A 20,820-nucleotide genomic window follows, 5' to 3' on the forward strand; every position below is an offset into this window, starting at 1 on the left:
GGTGCCCCCTCACCCCACCGGCACCCTCGCGTGCCCTGTTCCACAGCCCAGGGAGTCCCCCATGCCCCAGGACATCGACTTCTCCATACCGCTGCCCGGTCGCCGCAGCCCCGACCACGCCCGCGCCGAGGCCGAGCACATCGACTGGCCCCGCTCCTTCGGCCTGATCAACAGCGAGGCCGCCGCCGAGCGCCACCGCAAGGGCGGCTACGCCGACCTCGCCGCCCGCTTCTACCCCTCGACCAGCGGCGCCGACCTCGACCTCGGTGTCGACCTGATGTCCTGGTTCTTCCTCTTCGACGACCTCTTCGACGGCCCGCGCGGCGAGGACCCGGTGCAGGCCAAGCAGCTCACGGACGCCGTCGCCGCCGCGCTTAAGGGGCCGCTGCCCGCCTCCGCTCCCCTCATCGCGCACGGCTTCGCCGACGTCTGGCGGCGCAGCTGCCAGGGGATGTCGAAGGAGTGGTGTGCCCGCAGCGCCCAGCACTGGCTCAACTACTTCCAGGGTTACGTCGACGAGGCGCACGCCCGCCGCGACGCCACCCCCTGCGACTCCGCGAGGGAATACCTCGCCATGCGCCGCCACACGATCGGCGTGCAGCCCACCGTCGACCTCGCCGAGGCCACCGGGCACTTCGAGGTGCCGCAGCGGGTCTTCGACAGTGCCGTGATGTCGGCGATGCTGCGGATCGCCGTCGACGTCAACCTCATGCTCAACGACATCGCCTCCCTGGAGAAGGAGGAGGCACGCGGCGAGCGGAACAACATGGTCCTCATCCTGATGCGCGAGCACGGCTGGCCCAAGAGCCGCAGCATCGCCCACATGCAGGACGAGGTGCGCGTACGCCTGGAGGAGTTCCTGCTCCTTGAGAGCATTCTGCCCAAGGTCTGCGACGCCTTCTCCCTCACCGCGGGCGAGCGCGAGGCCGTCGAACGCTACCGCCTGGACGCGGTGCGCCCCGTCATCCGCGGCTCCTACGACTGGCACCGCTCATCGGGACGCTACGACGCCGAGTTCGCGCTGGCCGCCGGCCGTCAGGGGTTCCTCGAAGAACTCGGCTGCGCCCGCTGACAGGCCCCCTCCCCCAGCCCGTCCGTCTATCTCGAGCCAGACCGAGGAGAACCCCATGGCCCAGCAGACCCACCAGACCGAGCAGCAGCAGACCTTCGTCGCGGGCACCGCGCCCGGGGCCGTGCCACTGGTCGGACACGCCTGGCAGATGATGCGCCGTCCGCTGCAGTTCATGTCCTCGCTGGCCAGGCACGGCGACCTGGTGAAGATACGCCTGGGTCCCACCGAGGCCCACGTACCGACCCATCCCGCCCTCCTGCGCCACGTCCTGACCAGCGACAACGAGTACGACAAGGGCGGCATCTTCTACGACCGCGCCCGCGACATCGCCGGCAACGGCCTGGTGACCTGCCCCTACGCCGACCACCGGCGGCAGAGGAGGCTCATGCAGTCGGCGTTCACCCGCCCGCAGCTCAAGCGGTACGCGTCGGCCATGCACGCCGAGATCGAGTCGAGCACGGAACGCTGGAGCGAGGGCCTGGTGGTCGACGCCTTCCCCGAGATGTACGGAATGGCGCTGCGCACCGTGGGCCGCACGCTGTACTCGACGCCGGTCAGCAAGGAACTCGCCGACAGCGTGGAGCGGGCCTTCGACGCCGTACTCAAGGGGCTGTTCCGGCAGATGTTCCTGCCCGCGGTCGTACGCAAGATGCCTGGCCCGGGCAACCGGCGCTACCGCGCCAACCTGGACTACCTGCACCGCACCACCCAGACGCTCATCGACGACTACCGCCGCGACGGCGCCGACCACGACGACCTGCTCTCCGCCCTGCTCGACTCCCGCGACGAGGACGGCGGCAGGCTCGGCGACCGGGAGATCCACGACCAGGTCATCACCGTGATGGCGGCCGGTACCGAGACGGTGGCGGCGACCCTCACCTGGATCTTCTACCTGCTCTCCAAGTACCCCCGGATCGAGCGGGAGCTGTACGCGGAGATCGACGAGGTCCTAGCGGGCCGGGCACCGGAGTTCGACGACGTCGCCCGGCTCCAGCTCACCGACCGCATCATCACCGAGACCCTGCGGCTCTACCCGCCCGCGTGGCTCTTCACCCGGCTGACCTCCACCGAACTGGACGTCGCGGGGCTGCGGCTGCCCGCGCAGAGCACGGTGGTCTTCAGCCCGGCCGCGGTCGCGCTCGACGCGCCCTCCTTCCCCAAGGAGCGCCAGTTCGACCCCGACCGCTGGCTGCCCGACCGGGTGACGCCGCAGGCCCGCCAGTCGTTCATGGCGTTCGGCACCGGCGCCCGCAAGTGCATCGGCGACCTCTACGCCCGCACCGAGGCGACCCTCGCGCTCGCCACCATCCTCAGCAAGTGGCGGGTCACCTGCGAACCGGGCGTCGACGTGCGCCCCGTCCCGCTCGCCACTGTGTACCAGCCGCGCCGCCTGCGCCTGCGGCTGACCGCGCGCACGCCGGGGGCGCGGTGACGGGCACCGATGAAGCGCCGGCCCGGCGAAGCCGGGTCAGTGCGCACCGGAACGGGAGAAGCGCCCTGCTCCGGCCGCCCGGCCCTTCCCATAGGTCTCGGCGGTCAGATGCGAGGTCAGCTTCGCCCAGGTCCGGAAGTCGACCCCGGAAAGCGCTGTGCCTCGTCCAGTACCAGCACGCGAGGCTGTCGCAGCGCGCTCACTAGCATCAGGTCGGCCTCCCCCCGCCCCGCGCGGCAGACGCCCGCCCACCTCCAGGGCGTCCGCGAGCACCCGGCGCAGTTCGGGCACCGTCGGGGTGCACACCGACATGGACCCGACGGACGCTGGCCCGGTACGGCAGTTGGGGCACAGGGCGCACTGCAGCGCGACGTCTTCCTATGGCCGGCATCGCCGTACAGACCCTGGGTGACGACGGTGCCGATGGCTTGGGCGTCGGTATGCGGGCTGGCGGACCCGACGTGTTGAGCGTTCACGGAGTGATCTGGCCTTGGTGCGCGGCTCCTCCTCCGGCCGCGCGACGGCCTGAAGCCCACGCTCTGACCTCAGTTGCGGCGACCTCTTCGATCTTCCGCAGGAGTCGTTCCCGCGCTGATTGGTCGCGGTCCTCATCCGTGAGGAGCCGGTAGCGATGGACTTCCACGCGCAGGCTGGTCCAACTCTCTGCGGCCAGAACCCAGCGGTCGACGTGCTGAAAGACCTGCCGGAACCCGCCGATGAACACAGCCGCTCCGGCCAGGGACGCCGTGACCGCCGCAGGTGCCTGGATCCCGGCGGCGACCACAGTCGCAGCGCCGGTGAGCAGAGCTGTCAGTTCGGTCAGCTGATGGAGCCGCCGGGCTCGGTCGCGCGTTCCCGCGTACCAGGCCAACTCCTCCTCGGCGTAAGCGAGCAGAGCGTCGTGGCCCGTTTCCGGAGCCGGTGGCTGTCGTCTTCGTAGTCTCCGTGGGCGCACTCGCACATGATGCCGAATGCCTGCCGCAGACCGTGGTGAGATGCCAGATCTTGACCGCGCAGCGCTGAGTAGGTGGCTCTGTGTTCAACGGTGGGAGGCCGTTGAGTGCAGGTCAGATGTAACGCTCTTGCGAACGCCACTATGGAGGCGCGCCTGAATTGTGCCGAGACGGCGTGCCAACGGACTCTCCACTCGTCGGGAGCGCCATCGCAGGCTGTCGCGTAGGCCAGCGTCACCTCGAGACTGGGCAGCCGGCGCCCACCAGCCGCGTCGGACAGGGTCGTGGAGGAGTAGTGCGCGGATGTTCATCGCGCTGAACCAGCATGTGGATGTCCGGACATTGTTGTCCGGCGTCCAGTCCCCGACACCGGACAACGCCTGACTTGCAAGATTGGGTCTCGTTGTCCGCGCGAATCGGGAGGTGGTGTGGTGGAGTTGCCGAAGAAAGGCAGCATTCGCTCGCTGCCCGATCTGAGGCGCGACCGGCGGACAAATCCATGCACAAGTTGTGTTCGATCTGACGAGGGGAACTGCGTGAAACGGATTCTGCACTCGCGATCCGGGGCCGGGGCAACAGCAACGATCACAAAGAGGAAAACCATGCGCACTTCCTGCTGGGCACGTGCGGCAACGACTGTGGCTGGGGCCACAGCGCTCGTCGCGGTCGGCACTACCCAGGCATGGGCGGTCGCGCCTGCGGCGTCGGCCGACGCCGACATGGGGGTGCAGGCGGTAGGTTGCGACCCGGACACGAAGGTGAGGCTCAACGCACAAACCCGCGAGGGCAGGTTCGTCGACGCGGTCGGCGGATTCTACAACTGCGACTCTCCCCCCACCGTCGCCTTCACCATCAAGGTCCAGCTCAAGAACGGCATCTTCTGGTCGGACAAGGTGCCAAGGTCGGTCAGGCAGCCGGTCAACACGTCGGCCATCACCACGTTCACCTGCACCGGCCAGGGGAGGAAGACCTACCGGGCGCAGATGACCGGGTACCGCAACAGCGGTGACCTGTGGGTCCGCAACTCGGCGAACATCACGGTCTACTGCCCCTAGACACGGAGCCCGGTGGGCGTCGCACCACGCTCACCGAGCGCACGGCGTGATCCGGCGTGGGTGATCCGGCGTGGGTGAAGTGGCGGGGCGCGCGCACCGCCACAAAGCTACGCCGTCACGGTTCATCGGCGCCCCTGCCCAGGAACCTACAGGGGGTAGCTGCCCACAGGCACACCAGTTCCTCTGGCTGGGGTCTGGCCGGAGGTAGAGCGAGTCGAAGCCGTCAGTGTTGAAGTTGTGGATCACATCGCGGACCCGGTCGTCGCTGATGAACGACACCTCGGCGATCTTCGCCACGAGCATGCCCTGTGCGGACAGCAGCACCATCTGGGCCCGCCGCCAGGTCACCACCGCCCCGGTCCCCCTGCGGATGATCCGCAGCAGTCGCCGCCCCTCATCCTCATCGATCTCGCGGACATGTACTCGTTCTGCCACCCGGACAGGATGACGGCCGCGCGCCGCCCCGCACAGCATTCGAACTGCGCGTCCCATTGTGACTGAGTGTCCTCGCTGGCCGGCATCTCCGCGTCTCACCGCCGGGATGGCCCGCCGGTAGAGTCGGTCCGAGGAGAGTGCTGATCTGGGGGGGCTCATGACGGCGACGAATGCACCGCCCATCATCTTCGTACACGGGACGCGGTTCAACGCGGGGCAGTGGAGCCCACAGCTCGCAGCACTCCAAGAGGACTTCCAGGTAGCCGCTGTTGACCTACCGGGCCACGGCGCCCGCTCTGCTCAACCCTGGAGCCTGAAAGCGGCGACGGAGATCATCGCTTCCGCGGTGGACTCGCTCGACAGCGGACCGGCTCTGATCGTCGGGCACTCGCTCGGCGGATACGCCTCGCTGGAGTTCGCGCGGCGCTGCCCCGAGCAGCTGCGGGGGCTGGTTCTTGCTGGGGCCAGCGCCTCAACTCGTGGCCCGTGGGCAACGCCGTATCGGTGGGTCGCCGGACTCGTCCCTCGCCTACCGGCGGACCGGCTGGCCCGGTGGAACGACCGGCTGCTGCGCCGGCTCTATCCTCCCGAGGTGGTGGAGGCGACCATCCGCTCTGGCTACGCCTTCCACACCCTGCCAGCCGCCTGGGGCGAAGTGCTGGGCCGCTTTGACGCGGGTGCGATGCGTCATGTGGCGGCTCCCGTGCTCATCTTGAACGGCGAGAAGGACGCCGTCTTCCGGTCCGGCGAGATGGACTTCGCCCGAGCGCATCCGCACGCCCGAGTCGAATTGATCCCGCGGGCAAGACATCTCGCGAACTTCGACGATCCAGATGCCTTTACCGATGCCGTCCGCCGCTTCGCCCGGCAGCTACCTGTTCGCAACTGAGCGCGCCAGAGTCGGGTCCAGGCGGGGACGTTCACAGGCGAAAGCCTCGGCTTCGGAACGGGTTTCTCACAGCAGTTCCAGCACGCGTGTCGCCCTCTTCGCCTGCGGGGCTTTACGGCGGCGGGCGTAGGCGTGGCACTGGACTCACCCTCAGCGGGACTCCCGGCGCAGCCGCAGCCAACCTGCATGTCTTTGTGCTGCTCGTAGGCCGACCGGTCGTCTTCTGGCGTCCTGGCTGCGAATACTGCATCCGACTGCGCATGCGGCTGGGCCGTAGCGCCCGACAGGCGCACTGGGTCAACATCTGGCGCGACCCGGCTGGAGCCGCAACATCAGGACGCAGTCGAGGTGAAAAAGGCAAGCTGAGCGCGTCCAGCGCTGCCCTCGGCCGTCGTTGGCACCGCACGAGTCGGCCCCGCTCTCGTTCGAGAACGGGGCCCTGTAGGAAGACCACTTCTGTCCTGCCGACCGGACACGTATCCGCCGTGCCGACCTGCGGTCATCGCCGCGCCGGTCCGCGGACATCGCCGCCTCGCCCGTCTCAACTCACGGCGGCCCATAGGCAATACCTTGCTCGGGTTAGTTCCACATGTCATGGTCGGTCGGTGCTCTCCCCCTGAGTCTGCCCAGCCCGCCGCAGGCACAGGAAGTACCCGGTCCTACCCCTCCGTCGGATGGGAGTGCGGTTCTCCGTGGCAGATTTACCCTCTGGGTTCGAGCAATTACTCTCAAGTCAGCCGCACCTGTCCGAGCATGCCTTTGACGCCGTGGAGTTCGGCCTAGACCATGAACTCCTGAGCGCCGTCGAAGGGTTGGCCAAGGAGCTCGGCACCACGGCGCCCGTGGTATTGCAGGCGGCATACGAGGTACTGCTCCACCGGCTCGGCCGGGGCGACGGCCTGCCGGGTGACGATCCATCGTTCGCCGACGTGGTGACGCGGGTACGCGACCGGGCCGCCCGCGCGGTGGATTCGCAGGACCGCCCCTCCCGGCCGCGCGGCCCACTGACCGCGCACCCCGCACTCGCCGAGCGGTTCGTGCGGGTCATACGGCAGGTCGTGGCCGAGCCCGGCCGGCCGGCGGGGGCGGTACGGGTGTTGTTGGCGCTGGTGGGCCGGCGCGAGGTCGAGATGTGGGAGCGGAGCTATCCCGGGTTCGCCGAGGTGTGGCCGCTGACCCCGTTGCAGTCGGGGCTGCTCTTCCATACGTACCTGGACGACGCCTCGCGGGATGCCTACCAGATGCAGTTCGTCCTCCATCTGCGCGGACCGGTGGACGGGGCGCGGATGCGGGTGGCCGGGCAGGCGCTGCTCGACCGGCACGCCAATCTCCGAACGGCCTTCGTGGCGGGAGCAGACGGGGAATCGGTGCAGGTGGTCGTCGACGGGATCGAGCTGCCGTGGTGCGAGCTGGATCTGACCGGGCGGGGGCCGGCGGACGCCGGGCCGGATGCGGCGCTCGAGGCCTTCCTGGCCGAGGACCTCCGGGACCACTTCGATGTGACGGTGCCGCCCGCGCTGCGGATGGCGCTGGTCAAGGTGGCAGCCGAGCGGTTCGCACTCGTACTGACGGCCCATCATGTTCTTTTCGACAGCGCGTCGTTACCGCTCCTCGTGCAGGATCTGCTGTGCCTTTACGAGTCCCGCGGTGACGCCGCGGCGCTTCCGCGCGTGCCGGAATTCCGAGACTTCCTCGTGTGGTTGTCCGGACAGGACCGGCAGGCGGCGGCCCGGGTGTGGGCCGAGGAGCTGTCGGGAGCCGAGGAGCCGACGCTCCTTGCTCCCGTTACCGGAACCGATTCCTCGGCGGCCGGCCGGAAGGCCTCGGGGGTCGGCGAAGCCGTGGTGCCGCTGAGCAGCGATACGGCGCGTGACCTGGCGGGGCTGGCCGCCGCATCGGGGGTCTCCCTGGACACCGTGGTGCAGGGGGCGTGGGCACTGCTGCTCGGGGCGCTGGCCGGGCAGCGGGATGTGGTGTTCGGCACGACCGTGTCCGGGCGGCCGGCAGCGGTGCCCCAAGTGGCCTCGATGGCCGGGCTCTTCGTCAATACCCTTCCGGTACGGGTCCGGCTCGCGCCCACGGACACCGTGGCCGACCTGCTGCGCGGAATGCGGGAGCGGCAGACGGCGCTCCGCGACCACTACTGCGGCCTCGCGGACATCCACCGGGCCACCGGCACGAACGTCCTGTTCGACACCCTGGTGACGACCGAGTCCTACGATGGATACGAAGGAGCAAGGCGCCGCGCCGATGACGGCACCGCCATTCAGATCACCGGTCTCCGTTCGTCCGCCGGCACCCACTACCCGCTCACGGTGACCGTCACCGCCGCCCCCCGGCTTCGGGTGACCGTGCAGTACCAGCGTCACCTCTTCGACCGCGACGCCGCGGAAGCCGTCGCCCAGCGACTCGCACGCATCGCCGAGCAGATCGCCGCGGACCCCGGCGCGCTCGTCGGCCGTCTGGATCTGCTCAGCCCCGAAGAGCGCGAACAGCTCCTGACCGGGCACAACGACACGGCCGTACCGGTCGAGGCCGGTACCTTCCCCGCGCTCTTCGAGCGGCGGGCCGCCGCGACACCCGACGCGGTGACCCTCGTATGCGGCGACGCGTCGCTGACGTACCGGGACCTCGACGCGCGCGCGAACCGGCTCGCGCGCGAGCTGATCCGGCGCGGCGTGCGGGCGGAGACGGTGGTGGCGGTGTCCATGCGGCGCTCGCCCGACCTGGTGGTGGCCTATCTGGCCGTGCTGAAGGCCGGCGGCATCTATCTGCCGGTCGACGCCGCCCTCCCGGCGGACCGGATCGCGTACATGCTCGCGGACTCCGCTGCCCGCCTCGTCCTCGCGGACTCCGCTACCGCGCCCAACCTGCCCGACCTGGCCGTGCCCCTGCTGCAGCCGGACGACCCCGTCACCGCCGAGGGGCTGACACGGCTCGATGGCGCCCCCGTGACCGATGAGGAGCGGGACGGCGGGCCATTGGCCGTCGAACGCGCCGCGTATGTGATCTACACGTCGGGTTCGACCGGCCGGCCGAAGGGCGTGGCCGTCACCCATCTCGGGGTGGCCGGTCTGGTCGAGACGCAGCGCTCCCGGCTCGGGCTGACCGCCGCCAGCCGTGTGCTGCAGTTCGCCTCGCCGAGCTTCGACGTCTCGGTCTACGAGATGTGCATGACGCTGCTGACGGACGCCACACTGGTCCTGGCCCCCCAGGAGCGACTGGCCCCCGGCCGACCACTGATCGACACGCTCACGGAGCAGCGGGTGACCCATGTCTTCCTGCCGCCCGCCGTCCTCGGAGCGCTGCCGCCCGGCACGCTGCCGGGCGTGGTCTCCCTCGCCGTGGGCGGCGACGCGGCCACGCCGGACCTGGTGTCGGGATGGTCCGAGGGCCGGGACATGGTCAATGCCTTCGGGCCGACCGAGACCACGGCGATCGTGACCTTCAGCGATTCGCTGACCGCCGACGGCCGCACCCCGCCCATCGGCCGGCCCATCGCCCACACCCGGATGTACGTCCTGGACGACGCGCTGCGCCCGGTGCCCACCGGCGTGGCGGGCGAGCTGTACGTGGCGGGTGACTCGCTCGCACGCGGCTACCTCGGCCGGCCGGGCCTGACCGCCGGGCGCTTCGTGGCCTGCCCGTTCGGCGCGCCCGGCCACCGGATGTACCGCACCGGCGACATCGTCACCTGGCGATCCGACGGCCAGCTGGTGTTCCACGGCCGCACCGACGACCAGGTCAAAGTGCGCGGATTCCGCATCGAGCTCGGCGAAGTCCAGGCTGTGCTGGGTGAGCATCCGAGTGTGGCGCGGGCGGTCGTCGTCTGCCATGAGCAGGGCGGCGACCGGCGCCTGGTGGGTTATGCCGTCCCCGTCGGGGGCGACTGCCTGCCCTCCCCCGCCGAGCTGCGGGCCTTCATGGCCGAACGGCTGCCCGACTACATGGTCCCGTCGGCGGTGGTGGCGCTCCCCGAAGTGCCGCTGAACGCGAACGGGAAGCTGAACCGGCGTGCGTTGCCTGCGCCGGACTTCGTCTCCGGGGCTGCCGGCCGTGCTCCGCGCACGCTGCGGGAGGAGCTGCTGTGCGAGCTGTTCGCCCAGGTCCTCGACGTCGGCCGGGTCGGCGTCGATGACGGCTTCTTCGATCTGGGCGGTCACTCGCTGCTCGCGACGAAACTGATCAGCCGGATCCGCGGCACACTGGGTGCCGAGATCGACGTACGGACGCTGTTTGCCCACCCGACCGTGGCGGCTCTCGCTCCGCACCTCGACACCGACGCCGCCCGCAGCCGGGTGCCGCTGACGCGGGCCGCCGAGCGACCCGATCGGCTGCCGCTCTCCTTCGCCCAGCAGCGCCTGTGGTTCCTGCACCAGCTCGAAGGCCCCTCGGCGACGTACAACATGCCGTTCGTCCTGCGGCTCAGCGGCGACCTGGACGTATCCGCGCTGGCAGCGGCGGTCAATGACCTCCTGGCCCGCCACGAGGCCCTGCGCACCACGTTCCCCGAGGTCGACGGCAAGCCGTTCCAGCACGTCCGTGATCCCGAGCAGGCCACTGTCACCCTGGTCCCGCAGCAGACCACCGCGGGGGATGCGCTGGCCGAGGCCAGCCGGCACACCTTCGATCTGGCGACCGAGATTCCGGTCCACTCCCGGCTGTTCACCACGGCGCCGCGCGAGTGGGTGCTGGTCCTGGTGATCCATCACATCGCGGCCGACGGCTGGTCGCTGGCACCACTGGCCCGGGACCTGGCCGCCGCGTACGGCGCGCGCGCCCGGGGTGAGCAGCCGCAGTGGACGCCGCTGCCACTGCAGTACGCCGATTACACCCTCTGGCAGCGAAAACTCCTCGGCGACCCCGATGACCCCGACAGCCTCTACAGCCGCCAACTCACCTACTGGACCGACCAGCTCGACGGACTGCCCGAACGAGTCACCCTCCCCGGCGACCGGCCACGTCCTGCCGTGCTCGACCACAGCGGCGACCTGCTCCATGTCACCTTCGGCCCCGAGCTGCACCGGGGCGTGACCGAACTGGCCAGGGTCTCGGGCGCGACACCCTTCATGGTGCTGCAGGCCACGATGGCCGCGTTGCTCACTCGGCTCGGCGCCGGAACGGACATCGCTGTCGGCAGCGGCCTCGCAGGACGCACCGACGAGCACCTCAACGACCTCATCGGCCACTTCGTGAACATGCTCGTGCTGCGCACGGACACCTCCGGCGACCCGACCTTCGCCGACCTCCTCGACCAGGTGCGCACGTCCAGCCTGGCCGCCTACAGCCACCAGGACATCCCCTTCGAGGCTTTGGTGGAGAAGCTCAACCCGCAACGATCCGCCTCCCACCACCCGCTTTTCCAGATCGCGCTCGCCCTGCAGAACAACGAACAGGCCCACTTCGACCTGCCCGGCCTCCGAGTGCAGGCTGACGCGGGCGCCACCGGCACGGCCCGCTTCGATATCTTCCTCAGTCTCGAGGAGACCTTCGAAGACCACCGGCCCGCCGGCATCCGTATCGCTGCCGAATACTCCACCGAGCTGTTCGACGCCGGCACCATCGAGACCGTGATCGCCCGCTGGGAGCGGCTGCTGACCGCTGCGGTCGCCGACCCCTCCCGCCGCATCAGCGACGCAGATCTGCTCACCGAGCAGGAGCGTGGTGAACTCTTTGTCGCTCACCATTCCCAGGAGAGCCGGGAGGTCGAACCGGCCACGTTCCCGGAAATGTTCGCCGCCCGTGTGCGGGCAGCTCCACAGGCACTCGCGGTCGAGTCGGAGCACACCACCTGGACCTACGCGGAGCTGAACGCGCGGGCGAACCGCATCGCCCACTGGCTGATCGCCCAGGGCATCGGCCCCGAACAGCCGGTCGGCGTCGCGATGCCCCGCTGCCCCGAACAGGTGGCGATCGCGCTCGGCATCATGAAAGCAGGCGCCGCATACCTGCCCGTCGACCTGGAATACCCCGCCGACCGCATCGCCTACATGGTCGGCGACGCCATCCCCGCAGCGATCCTGACCACCGCCAAGTCGGCGGGCGAGCTGCCCGAGGGCCTGGACACGCATGTCGTCGCGGTGGACACCGCCGAGACACAGCACGCCTGGGCGCACAGTCCAGAGCACGACCCCGGCACCGAGCTGATACCGGCCCACCCGATGTACGTGATCTACACGTCGGGCTCGACCGGTCGCCCCAAGGGCGTGACTGTCACGCATGCCGGTCTGGCCGCGCTCAGCGCCACCACCCGCGAACGAATGGCGCTGGACACCGACTCCCGCGTCCTGCAAGTGGCCTCACCCAGCTTCGACGCGGCGTTCTGGGAGCTGGTGCAGACCCTGACCATCGGGGGCACGCTCGTGGTGCCGCGCCAGCGCCGTCTAGTCGGCGACGACCTCTACCGCACCCTGGCCCAGCGGCACATCACCCACGTGATGCTGCCACCCAGTGTCGTCGCGACGCTGCCGGAGGAGGGCGCGCACGCCCTGACCGGCCTACGGGTCCTGACCGTGGGCGGCGAAGCATGCCCACCGGGCCTGGCCGCCAACTGGGCACCGGGACGGCGTCTGATCAATGCCTACGGGCCCGCTGAGACGACGGTGTGCGGCACCATCAGCGCCCCGCTCACCTCCGACCATGTCCCGATCGGCACTGCCGTGGCGGACAACGGGGTGCGGGTCCTGGACCATCGCCTCACCCTGGTACCGCCCGGCACACCAGGTGAGCTCTATATCGCCGGGCCCAGCCTCGCACGCGGCTACCTCAACCAGCCCGCGCTGACCGCCGAGCGGTTCGTCGCCGACCCGTACGGCCCGCCCGGCCGCCGCATGTACCGCACCGGCGACATCGTCCGCAGAGGCACCGACGGCCAACTGGAATACCTCGGCCGCACCGACGACCAGGTCAAACTGCGCGGCCTGCGCATCGAGCCAGGCGAGGTCGAGGCGGTGCTCGCCGGACACCCCGCCATCGCCCAGGCGGTCGTCGTCTGCCATGAGCAGGGCGGCGACTGGCGCCTGGTGGGCTACGTGGTGCCCATCGAGGGCGACGGCCTGCCCGCCCTCGCGGAACTGCGCCACTTCGCTGCGGCGCGGCTGCCCGACTTCATGGTCCCCGCCGCGTTCGTCCTCCTGGACGAGCTGCCTCTGACCGCCAACGGGAAGCTGGACCGGCGGGCGCTTCCCGCGCCCGACTTTGCTGCCCGGGACGCCGGCCGTGCTCCGCGCACGCTGCGGGAGGAGCTGCTGTGCGAGCTGTTCGCCCAGGTCCTCGACGTCGGCCGGGTCGGCGTCGATGACGGCTTCTTCGACCTGGGCGGTCACTCGCTGCTCGCGACGAAGCTGATCAGCCGCGTCCGCACCACGCTGGGCGCGGAGATCGAATTGCGCACCCTGTTCGCCCACCCGACCGTGGCCGCGCTGGCCCCGCACCTCGACACCGGCACCAGCACTCACCACTCGGCACCGCTGACGCGGGCTGCCGAGCGGCCGGAGCGGCTGCCGCTGTCTTTCGCCCAGCAGCGCCTGTGGTTCCTGCACCAGCTCGAGGGCCCTTCGGCGACGTACAACATGCCGTTCGTGCTGCGGCTGAGCGGTGATCTCGACGTGTCCGTCCTGGAGGCGTCGATCAATGATCTGCTGGCGCGCCACGAGAGCCTGCGCACCACGTTCCCCGAGATCGGTGGCAAGCCGTACCAGGACATCCTGGAGCCCGAACAGGCCAGGATCACCCTGACTCCGCAGCAGACCAGCACGCTCACCGCCGCCCTGACCGAGGCCACCCGGCGCACCTTCGACATAGCGCGCGAGATCCCGCTCCACGCCCAGCTGTTCGGGACGGCGGCGGGCGAGTGGACGCTCGTGCTGGTGATGCATCACATCGCGGCCGACGGCTGGTCGCTTGCACCACTGGCGCGAGATCTGGCCACCGCGTACGGCGCGCGCGCCCGGGGTGAGCAGCCGCAGTGGACCCCGCTGCCACTGCAGTACGCCGACTACACCCTCTGGCAGCGAAAACTCCTCGGCGACCCCGATGACCCCGACAGCCTCTACAGCCGCCAACTCACCTACTGGACCGACCAGCTCGACGGACTGCCCGAACGAGTCACCCTCCCCGGCGACCGGCCGCGTCCCGCCGTGCTCGACCACAGCGGCGACCTGCTCCACTTCACGCTCAGCCCCGTACTGCACCAAGGCGTGACCGACCTGGCCCGCACCTCCGGCACCACACCGTTCATGGTGCTGCAGGCCACCATGGCCGCCTTGCTGACCCGGCTCGGCACGGGCACCGACATCGCCATCGGCAGCGGCATCGCGGGACGTACCGACGAGGGACTGAAAGATCTCGTCGGCCACTTCGTGAACATGCTCGTCCTGCGCACCGACACCTCCGGCGACCCGACCTTCACCGACCTTCTCGATCAGGTACGTACCACCAGCCTCGCCGCCTACAGCCACCAAGACGTCCCCTTCGAAGCGCTGGTCGAGGCGCTCAACCCTCAGCGCTCCACCTCCCACCACCCGCTTTTCCAGATCGCGCTCGCCCTGCAGAACAACGAACAGGCCCACTTCGACCTGCCCGGCCTCCGAGTCCAGGAGCACGTCAGCGGCACCGGAACCGCCCGTTTCGACCTCTACTTCAGTCTCAACGAGACCTTCGAAGACCACCGGCCCGCCGGCATCCGCATCGCTGCCGAGTACTCCACCGAGCTGTTCGACGCCGGCACCATCGAGACCCTGATCGCCCGCTGGGAGCGGCTGCTGACCGCTGCGGTCGCCGACCCCTCCCGCCGCATCAGCGACGCAGACCTGCTCACGCAGAAAGAGCGAGGCGAGCTCCTTGCCGCCGAGTGCGCCGTAACCACCCAAGAAGTCGAACCGGCCACGTTCCCGGACATGTTCGCCGCCCGCGTGCGGGCAGCTCCACAGGCACTCGCGGTCGAGTCGGAGCACACCACCTGGACCTACGCGGAGCTGAACGCGCGGGCGAACCGCATCGCCCACTGGCTGATCGCCCAGGGCATCGGCCCCGAACAGCCGGTCGGCGCCGCGATGCCCCCCTGCCCGGAACAGGTCGCGATCGCGCTCGGCATCATGAAAGCAGGCGCCGCATACCTCCCCGTCGACCTGGAGTACCCCGCCGACCGCATCACCTACATGATCGACGATGCGGCCCCCGCAGCCATCCTGACCACCACCGAATCCGCGCACCACCTGCCCACAGGACCGGCCACACACGTCATCGCGGTCGACACGGCCCACATAAGGCACGCCTGGGCGCACAGCCCTGACCACGACCCTGACACCGAACTCACCCCCGCCCACCCGATGTACGTGATCTACACGTCGGGCTCGACCGGTCGCCCCAAGGGCGTGACGGTCACGCACGCCGGTCTGGCCGCGCTCAGCGCCACCACCCGCGAACGAATGGCGCTGGACACCGACTCCCGCGTCCTGCAGGTGGCCTCACCCAGCTTCGACGCGGCATTCTGGGAGCTGGTGCAGACCCTGACCATCGGAGCCGCACTGGTCGTACCAAGTCAGCGCCGCCTCATCGGCGACGACCTCTACCGCACCCTCGCCCAGCGGCACATCACCCACGTGACGCTGCCACCCAGCGTCGCCGCAACACTCCCCCCGGAAGCCCCGCACACCCTGACCGACCTGCGCGTGCTGACCGTGGGCGGTGAAGCGTGCCCACCAGGACTCCCCGCGCGGTGGGCGGCGCCGGGCCGCCGCTTCATCAATGGTTACGGGCCCGCCGAGACGACGGTGTGCGGCAGCATCAGCGCCCCGCTCACCTCCGGCCACGTCCCGATCGGCACCGCCGTGGCCGACAACCGGGTCCGCGTCCTGGACCACCGCCTCATCCCGGTGCCGCCCGGCACACCGGGTGAGCTCTACATCGCCGGGCCCAGCCTGGCCCGCGGCTACCTCAACCAGCCCGCACTCACCGCCGAACGCTTCCTCCCCGACCCCTACGGCCCGCCCGGCCGCCGCATGTACCGCACCGGCGACATCGTCCGCCGAGGCACCGACGGCCAACTGGAATACCTCGGCCGCACCGACGACCAGGTCAAACTGCACGGCCTGCGCATCGAGCCGGGCGAGGTCGAGGCGGTGCTCGCCGAACACCCCGGCATCGCCCAGGCGGTCGTGGTCGTAGCCGAGAACCGCGGGGCCGCGCAGCTGGTGGGCTACGTGGTGCCCGCGGCCACGCAGCCGGCCGGGACCGGGGACCTCGACATCACCGCCGGAGTCTCCACCGGCGAACTACGCCGTTTCGCCGCAGCGCGGCTGCCCGACTTCATGGTCCCCGCCACGTTCGTCCTCCTGGACGAGCTGCCCCTGAACCCGAACGGCAAGCTGGACCGCGCAGCGCTGCCCGCGCCGCGGTTCACCGGCGGCGCGTACCGGGCTCCACGCACCGAGGCCGAGCGCATCCTGGCCGCCGCATACGCGGAGGTGCTGGGAGTGGAGCGGATCGGCGGCGACGATGACTTCTTCGCCGTCGGCGGCGACAGCATCCGCTCCATCCAGGTGGTCTCGCGCGCCCGCGCGCACGGTGTCGAGATCACGCCGCGGCAGATCTTCGAGCAGCGCACGGTGGCCAGGCTGGCAGCGGCGGCGTCACGTGCCCCGGCGGGCGCGGCGCTGCAGGAGTTCGACGGCGGCGGGGTGGGGTCCATGCCGCTGCCGCCGATCGCCCGGCACGTCCGCGAACTCGGCGGCGACTGGGAGCGGTTCGCCATGTTCGCGCTGGCCGAGCTGCCTGCCGGCATCGACGGTGCCGGACTTGCCACCGCCCTGGCCGCTGTCCTCGACCACCACGACATACTGCGCTCCTCCCTGGAGTCCACCGGCGACGGGATCCTGCGGGTCGCGAAGGCGGGCTCGGTGGACGCCGCCGCGCTGCTCCGCCGCGTCGCCTGCGACGGCCGCTGGGACGCCCGGTGGCAGCGCGCCGCCCAGGCCGAACTCGACGCCGCTTCAGGGCGGTTGGACCCCGCGGCCGGGGTGATGGTCCAAGCCGTGTGGTTCGACCCGGCGCCCGGTGGCGGCGCGGGCCGGCTCCTCCTCGTACTCCACCATCTGGTGGTGGACGGGGTGTCCTGGCGCATCCTGCTGCCGGATCTCGCCGCTGCCTGGTCCGCAATCCACGCGGACGCGCCCCCGGCCCTCGCGGCGGTGACGACCTCCGCGCGACGCTGGGCGCACGCGCTCGAGGCGGAGGCGGCCGACGAGGCCAGAACCCGGGAACTGCCGCTGTGGCACTCCGTCCTGGACGGTCCTGACCCGGTGCTCGGCACCCGGCGGCTCGACCCCGCGGTGGACCGGATGGACACCGTGGACACCGTATGCGTGCGGCTTTCGGCACCGGTCACCGACGCGCTCCTCACCGCGCTGCCCGCGGCGTTCCGCTGCGGCCCCCGGGACGGGCTGCTCGCGGCCCTCGCGGTGGCTGTCGCCCGCAGGCGGGCGGCGCGCGGAACAGGCGAGCCGCCGCTGCCGTCCGTGCTGCTCGGGGTCGAGGGGCACGGCCGCGAGGAGAACATCGTGCCCGGGGCAGATCTGTCGCGTACGGTCGGCTGGTTCACCAGCCTGTTCCCCGTACGCCTCGACCTGACGGGGTGCGATCTCGACGAGGTGCGCGCCGGCGGGCCGGCCGCGGGAGATCTCCTCAAGTCCGTCAAGGAACAGCTCCTCGCCCTACCGGACCACGGCATCGGCTTCGGGCTGCTGCGGCATCTGAACCCGGATACCGCCGCGGAACTGCGGCGGTATCCCGCGCCGCAGATCGAACTCAACTACCACGGCCGCTTCTCCGCCGCCGACATGCCCGAGCACCTGCGCGGCCTCGGCTTCCACGACATCACCGCCGGCTCGGGGCTGACGACACCGGCGAACGGCATGCCCGCGCTGGCCCCGCTGCACATCGAGGCGCTCGCGGCCGACACCGCCGAGGGGCCGCGGCTGGAGGCCGAGTGGAGCTTTCCCGCCGGTGTACTCCCGCGCGAGGAGGCGCAGCGGCTGGCCGAGGAGTGGTGTGCGGCCATGGAGGGCCTGGCCCGGCACGCCGTCGCTCCCGGCGCGGGCGGGCTCACTCCGTCGGATGTGCCGCTGGTGGCGGCGGGGCAGCGCGAGATCGAGCAGTGGGGGCGGCAGTGCCCCGGTCTCGCGGAGGTGTGGCCGCTGACCCCCCTGCAGTCCGGCTTCCTCTTCCACGCGCTCCTCGCCGACGCGTCCTTCGACGCCTATCAGATGCAGCTGGTCCTTCACCTGCGCGGCCCCGTGGATCCGGCACGGATGCGTACGGCAGGGCAGGCGCTCCTCGACCGGTACCCCAATCTGCGGGCCGCCTTCGTGCCCGGCACGGCCGGGGACCCGGTGCAGCTGGTGGCCCACGACGTGGAGCTGCCCTGGCGGCACGCCGATGCGACCGGCCTGGACGAGGCCGGGCGGGCCGCGGCCGTCGAGCGGTTCGCGGCGGCGGAACGGGAGAGCCGCTTCGACCCGGCCGTCCCGCCGCTCCTGCGCCTTGGCCTGGTGAGCCTGGGCCAGGACCGGTCGGAACTCGTCCTGACGGCACACCATCTGCTGTTCGACGGCTGGTCGTTCCCGCTCCTCATCGAGGACCTGCTGCGCCTTTACGGCTCCGCGGGGGACGCCTCCGGACTGCGGCGGGCGCCCGAATACCGGGACTTCCTGCGCTGGCTGTCCCAGCAGGACGAGGAGGCGGCTGCCCGCGCCTGGGCCGCGGAGCTCGACGGCGTGGACGGGCCGACGCTGCTGGCCGCGCCCGGCACCGCTACGGCCGAGAAGACCGCACCGGCAGCCGCCCGCTACGGGCACGTCGAGGTGCCGCTCGGCCCGGACACCGCCGACGCGCTGTCCCGGCAGGCGGCCAGGCTCGGGATCACCCTCAACACCCTGGTGCAGGGCGCCTGGGGAATGCTGCTCGCCGGCCGCACCGGACGGCAGGACGTGGTGTTCGGCGCGACGGTCTCAGGACGCCCGGCCGGAGTGCCGGAGGTGGACACGATGGTCGGCCTGTTCGCCAACACCATCCCGGTCCGGGTGCGCTGCGCCCCCGGCACCACCGTCGCCCAGCTCCTCACCGATCTGCAGCACCGCCAGGCCCGGCTCCTCGATCACCACCATTACGGCCTGCCCGGCGTCCACCGGGCCACCGGCACGAGCGTCCTGTTCGACACGCTCGTGGCCTTCGACTCGTATCCCGTGGACCGGATCGGTCTCACCGACGCGCACGCCACCGCGGGCATCGAGATCACCGGCCTGCGCCCGCTGACCACCACCCACTACCCACTGACCCTGAACGCCGCCCTCGCCCCGCACCTGCGCCTGACACTGGAGCACCGGCAGGACGTCCTCGACCGCGGCACGGTCCAGCGGATCGCGGACAGCCTCCAGCGGATCCTCGCGCAACTCGCCGACGACCCCGGCGTCCTGGTCGGGCGGACGGCCGTGCTCGGCCCTGCCGAGCGGGACAGGGTGCTGCGCCAATTCAACGACACCGGGGTGCCCCTCCCTGGCGTGACCGTGCCCGGCCTCATCGAGCGGCAGGCGGCCCGCACCCCGGACGCGACCGCCGTGGAGCACGGCGCCCGTACGCTGACCTACCGGGAGCTGGACGGGCGCGCCGACCGGCTCGCCCGGGAGCTGATCGCGCGCGGGGTCGGCCCAGAGACCGTCGTCGCCGTGTCGCTGCCCCGCTCGGCGGATCTGGTGGTCGCCCTGCTCGCCGTGCTCAAGGCCGGCGGCGCCTATCTGCCGGTCGACCCGCGCTACCCGGGCGCGCGCCTGGCGCACATCCTGGCCGACGCGCGGCCGGTGCTGCTGCTCACCGACACGGAGCGCCTCGGCTCCCTGCCGCGCACCGAGCTGCCCCGCCTCCTGCTGGACACCTTGGCGCCGACCGGTGCCGAGGCCGCGCGCGCGGAGCGGGAGCTGAGCGGTGCCAACGCGGCCTACGTGATGTACACATCGGGCTCGACCGGCGTGCCCAAGGGCGTCACCGTCACCCACGAGGGCGTCGTGGGCGGTGTGCTCCGGCTCGCCGAGCGCACCGGCATCACGGCGGGCACCCGCACGCTCGCGGGCACCTCGGTCAACTTCGACGTCTCCGTGTTCGAGATGGTCACCACCCTCGCCCACGGCGGCACCGTCGAGGTCGTCCGCGATGTGCTCGTCCTCGGCGAGCGCGACGGCTGGCGCGGCGGGGTCATCTCCAGTGTGCCCTCGGTCTTCGCCGAGCTCCTCGACCGGGCCGGCGGCCGCATCGCCGCCGACACGGTGGTGTTCGCCGGTGAGGCGCTGCCCGCGTCCCTGGTGCGCCGCGTGCGCGACACCCTGCCCGGCATCCGCGTCGTCAACGCCTACGGCCAGACCGAGTCGTTCTACGCCACCACCCACGCCCTGGCACCGGACGAGGAGCCCACGGCGAGCGCCCCGATCGGTGTCCCGCTCGGAAACATGCGCTGCTACGTCCTCGGCCCGGCCCTCGAACCGCTGCCGGTGGGCGTGGTCGGTGACCTGTACGTCGCGGGCAACATCGGCCGCGGCTACCACGGGCGGGCGGGTCTGACGGCGGAGCGGTTCGTGGCCGACCCGTACGCTCCGGGACCGGGCGCGCGCATGTACCGCACCGGCGACCTGGCCCGCTGGAACGACCAGGGGGTCCTGGAGTACGCGGGCCGCGGCGACGCCCAGGTGAAGATCCGCGGCTTCCGTGTCGAGCCCGGCGAGATCGAGGCCTGCCTGACCGCCCATCCCGGCGTCGACCAGGCCGTCGTACTCCCCCATGGCACCGACGGTGCCCGGCGGCTGGCCGCCTACGTCGTACCCGTCGCGGCCGGCACCGCGCCGCCCCCCGACCAGCTGCGGCACTTCGTGGCCGAGCGGCTGCCCGACTACATGGTCCCCGGCGTCCTCGTCCCCCTCGACCGCCTCCCCCTCACACCC

General features: G+C 71.0%; 6 protein-coding genes and 2 pseudogenes. 6 read left to right on the top strand and 2 right to left on the bottom strand.

What is annotated here, in order from left to right:
• Window positions 1–61 precede the first annotated feature (61 nt).
• Both ptlA and ptlI read left to right on the top strand, forming a co-directional pair.
• The gene (gene ptlA / locus GKQ77_RS09975; protein WP_219688356.1) at window positions 62–1,072 is read left to right on the top strand and encodes a pentalenene synthase; all 1,011 of its coding nucleotides are present in this window, start codon (window positions 62–64) and stop codon (window positions 1,070–1,072) included.
• Between the two features lie 55 nt (window positions 1,073–1,127).
• Window positions 1,128–2,504 (top strand): pentalenene oxygenase, encoded by a 1,377-nt coding sequence (ptlI, locus tag GKQ77_RS09980; RefSeq protein ID WP_219688357.1) that lies wholly within the window; start codon window positions 1,128–1,130, stop codon window positions 2,502–2,504.
• A 472-nt stretch (window positions 2,505–2,976) separates the two neighbouring features.
• Here ptlI and GKQ77_RS09985 read toward each other — a convergent pair whose 3' ends face one another.
• On the bottom strand, window positions 2,977–3,465 hold the full coding sequence (locus GKQ77_RS09985; RefSeq protein WP_308117609.1) for a DUF4231 domain-containing protein: 489 nt from the start codon (window positions 3,463–3,465) through the stop codon (window positions 2,977–2,979).
• Between the two features lie 630 nt (window positions 3,466–4,095).
• Between GKQ77_RS09985 and GKQ77_RS09990 the strand changes: the two genes are divergently transcribed.
• Window positions 4,096–4,512 carry a hypothetical protein gene (locus GKQ77_RS09990; RefSeq protein WP_219688358.1) on the top strand — a complete coding sequence of 139 codons (417 nt, stop codon included), beginning with the start codon at window positions 4,096–4,098 and terminating at the stop codon, window positions 4,510–4,512.
• Window positions 4,513–4,716: 204 nt separating this feature from the next.
• Here the strand turns inward: GKQ77_RS09990 and GKQ77_RS33845 are convergent.
• Window positions 4,717–4,947 (bottom strand): annotated as a pseudogene (locus tag GKQ77_RS33845) (helix-turn-helix domain-containing protein); the annotation flags it as partial.
• A 157-nt stretch (window positions 4,948–5,104) separates the two neighbouring features.
• On the opposite strand from GKQ77_RS33845, the gene GKQ77_RS10000 reads away from it, so the two are divergent.
• The 3 genes and pseudogenes from GKQ77_RS10000 to GKQ77_RS10005 all read left to right on the top strand — a co-directional run.
• Window positions 5,105–5,836 (top strand): alpha/beta fold hydrolase, encoded by a 732-nt coding sequence (locus GKQ77_RS10000; RefSeq protein ID WP_219688359.1) that lies wholly within the window; start codon window positions 5,105–5,107, stop codon window positions 5,834–5,836.
• Between the two features lie 86 nt (window positions 5,837–5,922).
• Window positions 5,923–6,165 (top strand): annotated as a pseudogene (locus GKQ77_RS33850) (thioredoxin domain-containing protein); the annotation flags it as partial.
• Window positions 6,166–6,603: 438 nt separating this feature from the next.
• The coding region (locus tag GKQ77_RS10005) for a non-ribosomal peptide synthetase (RefSeq protein ID WP_219688360.1) at window positions 6,604–20,820 on the top strand (14,217 nt) is incomplete at its 3' end.

The organism is Streptomyces anatolicus (genome assembly GCF_019400875.1).
In the GTDB taxonomy this organism is placed as follows: Bacteria; Actinomycetota; Actinomycetes; order Streptomycetales; family Streptomycetaceae; genus Streptomyces; species Streptomyces anatolicus.

Bases quoted from the DNA above. Each gene is read 5' to 3' on its own strand.
- ptlA (WP_219688356.1), top strand. From the start codon at position 62: ATGCCCCAGGACATCGACTTCTCCATACCGCTGCCCGGTCGCCGCAGC.
- ptlI (WP_219688357.1), top strand. From the start codon at position 1,128: ATGGCCCAGCAGACCCACCAGACCGAGCAGCAGCAGACCTTCGTCGCG.
- GKQ77_RS10000 (WP_219688359.1), top strand. From the start codon at position 5,105: ATGACGGCGACGAATGCACCGCCCATCATCTTCGTACACGGGACGCGG.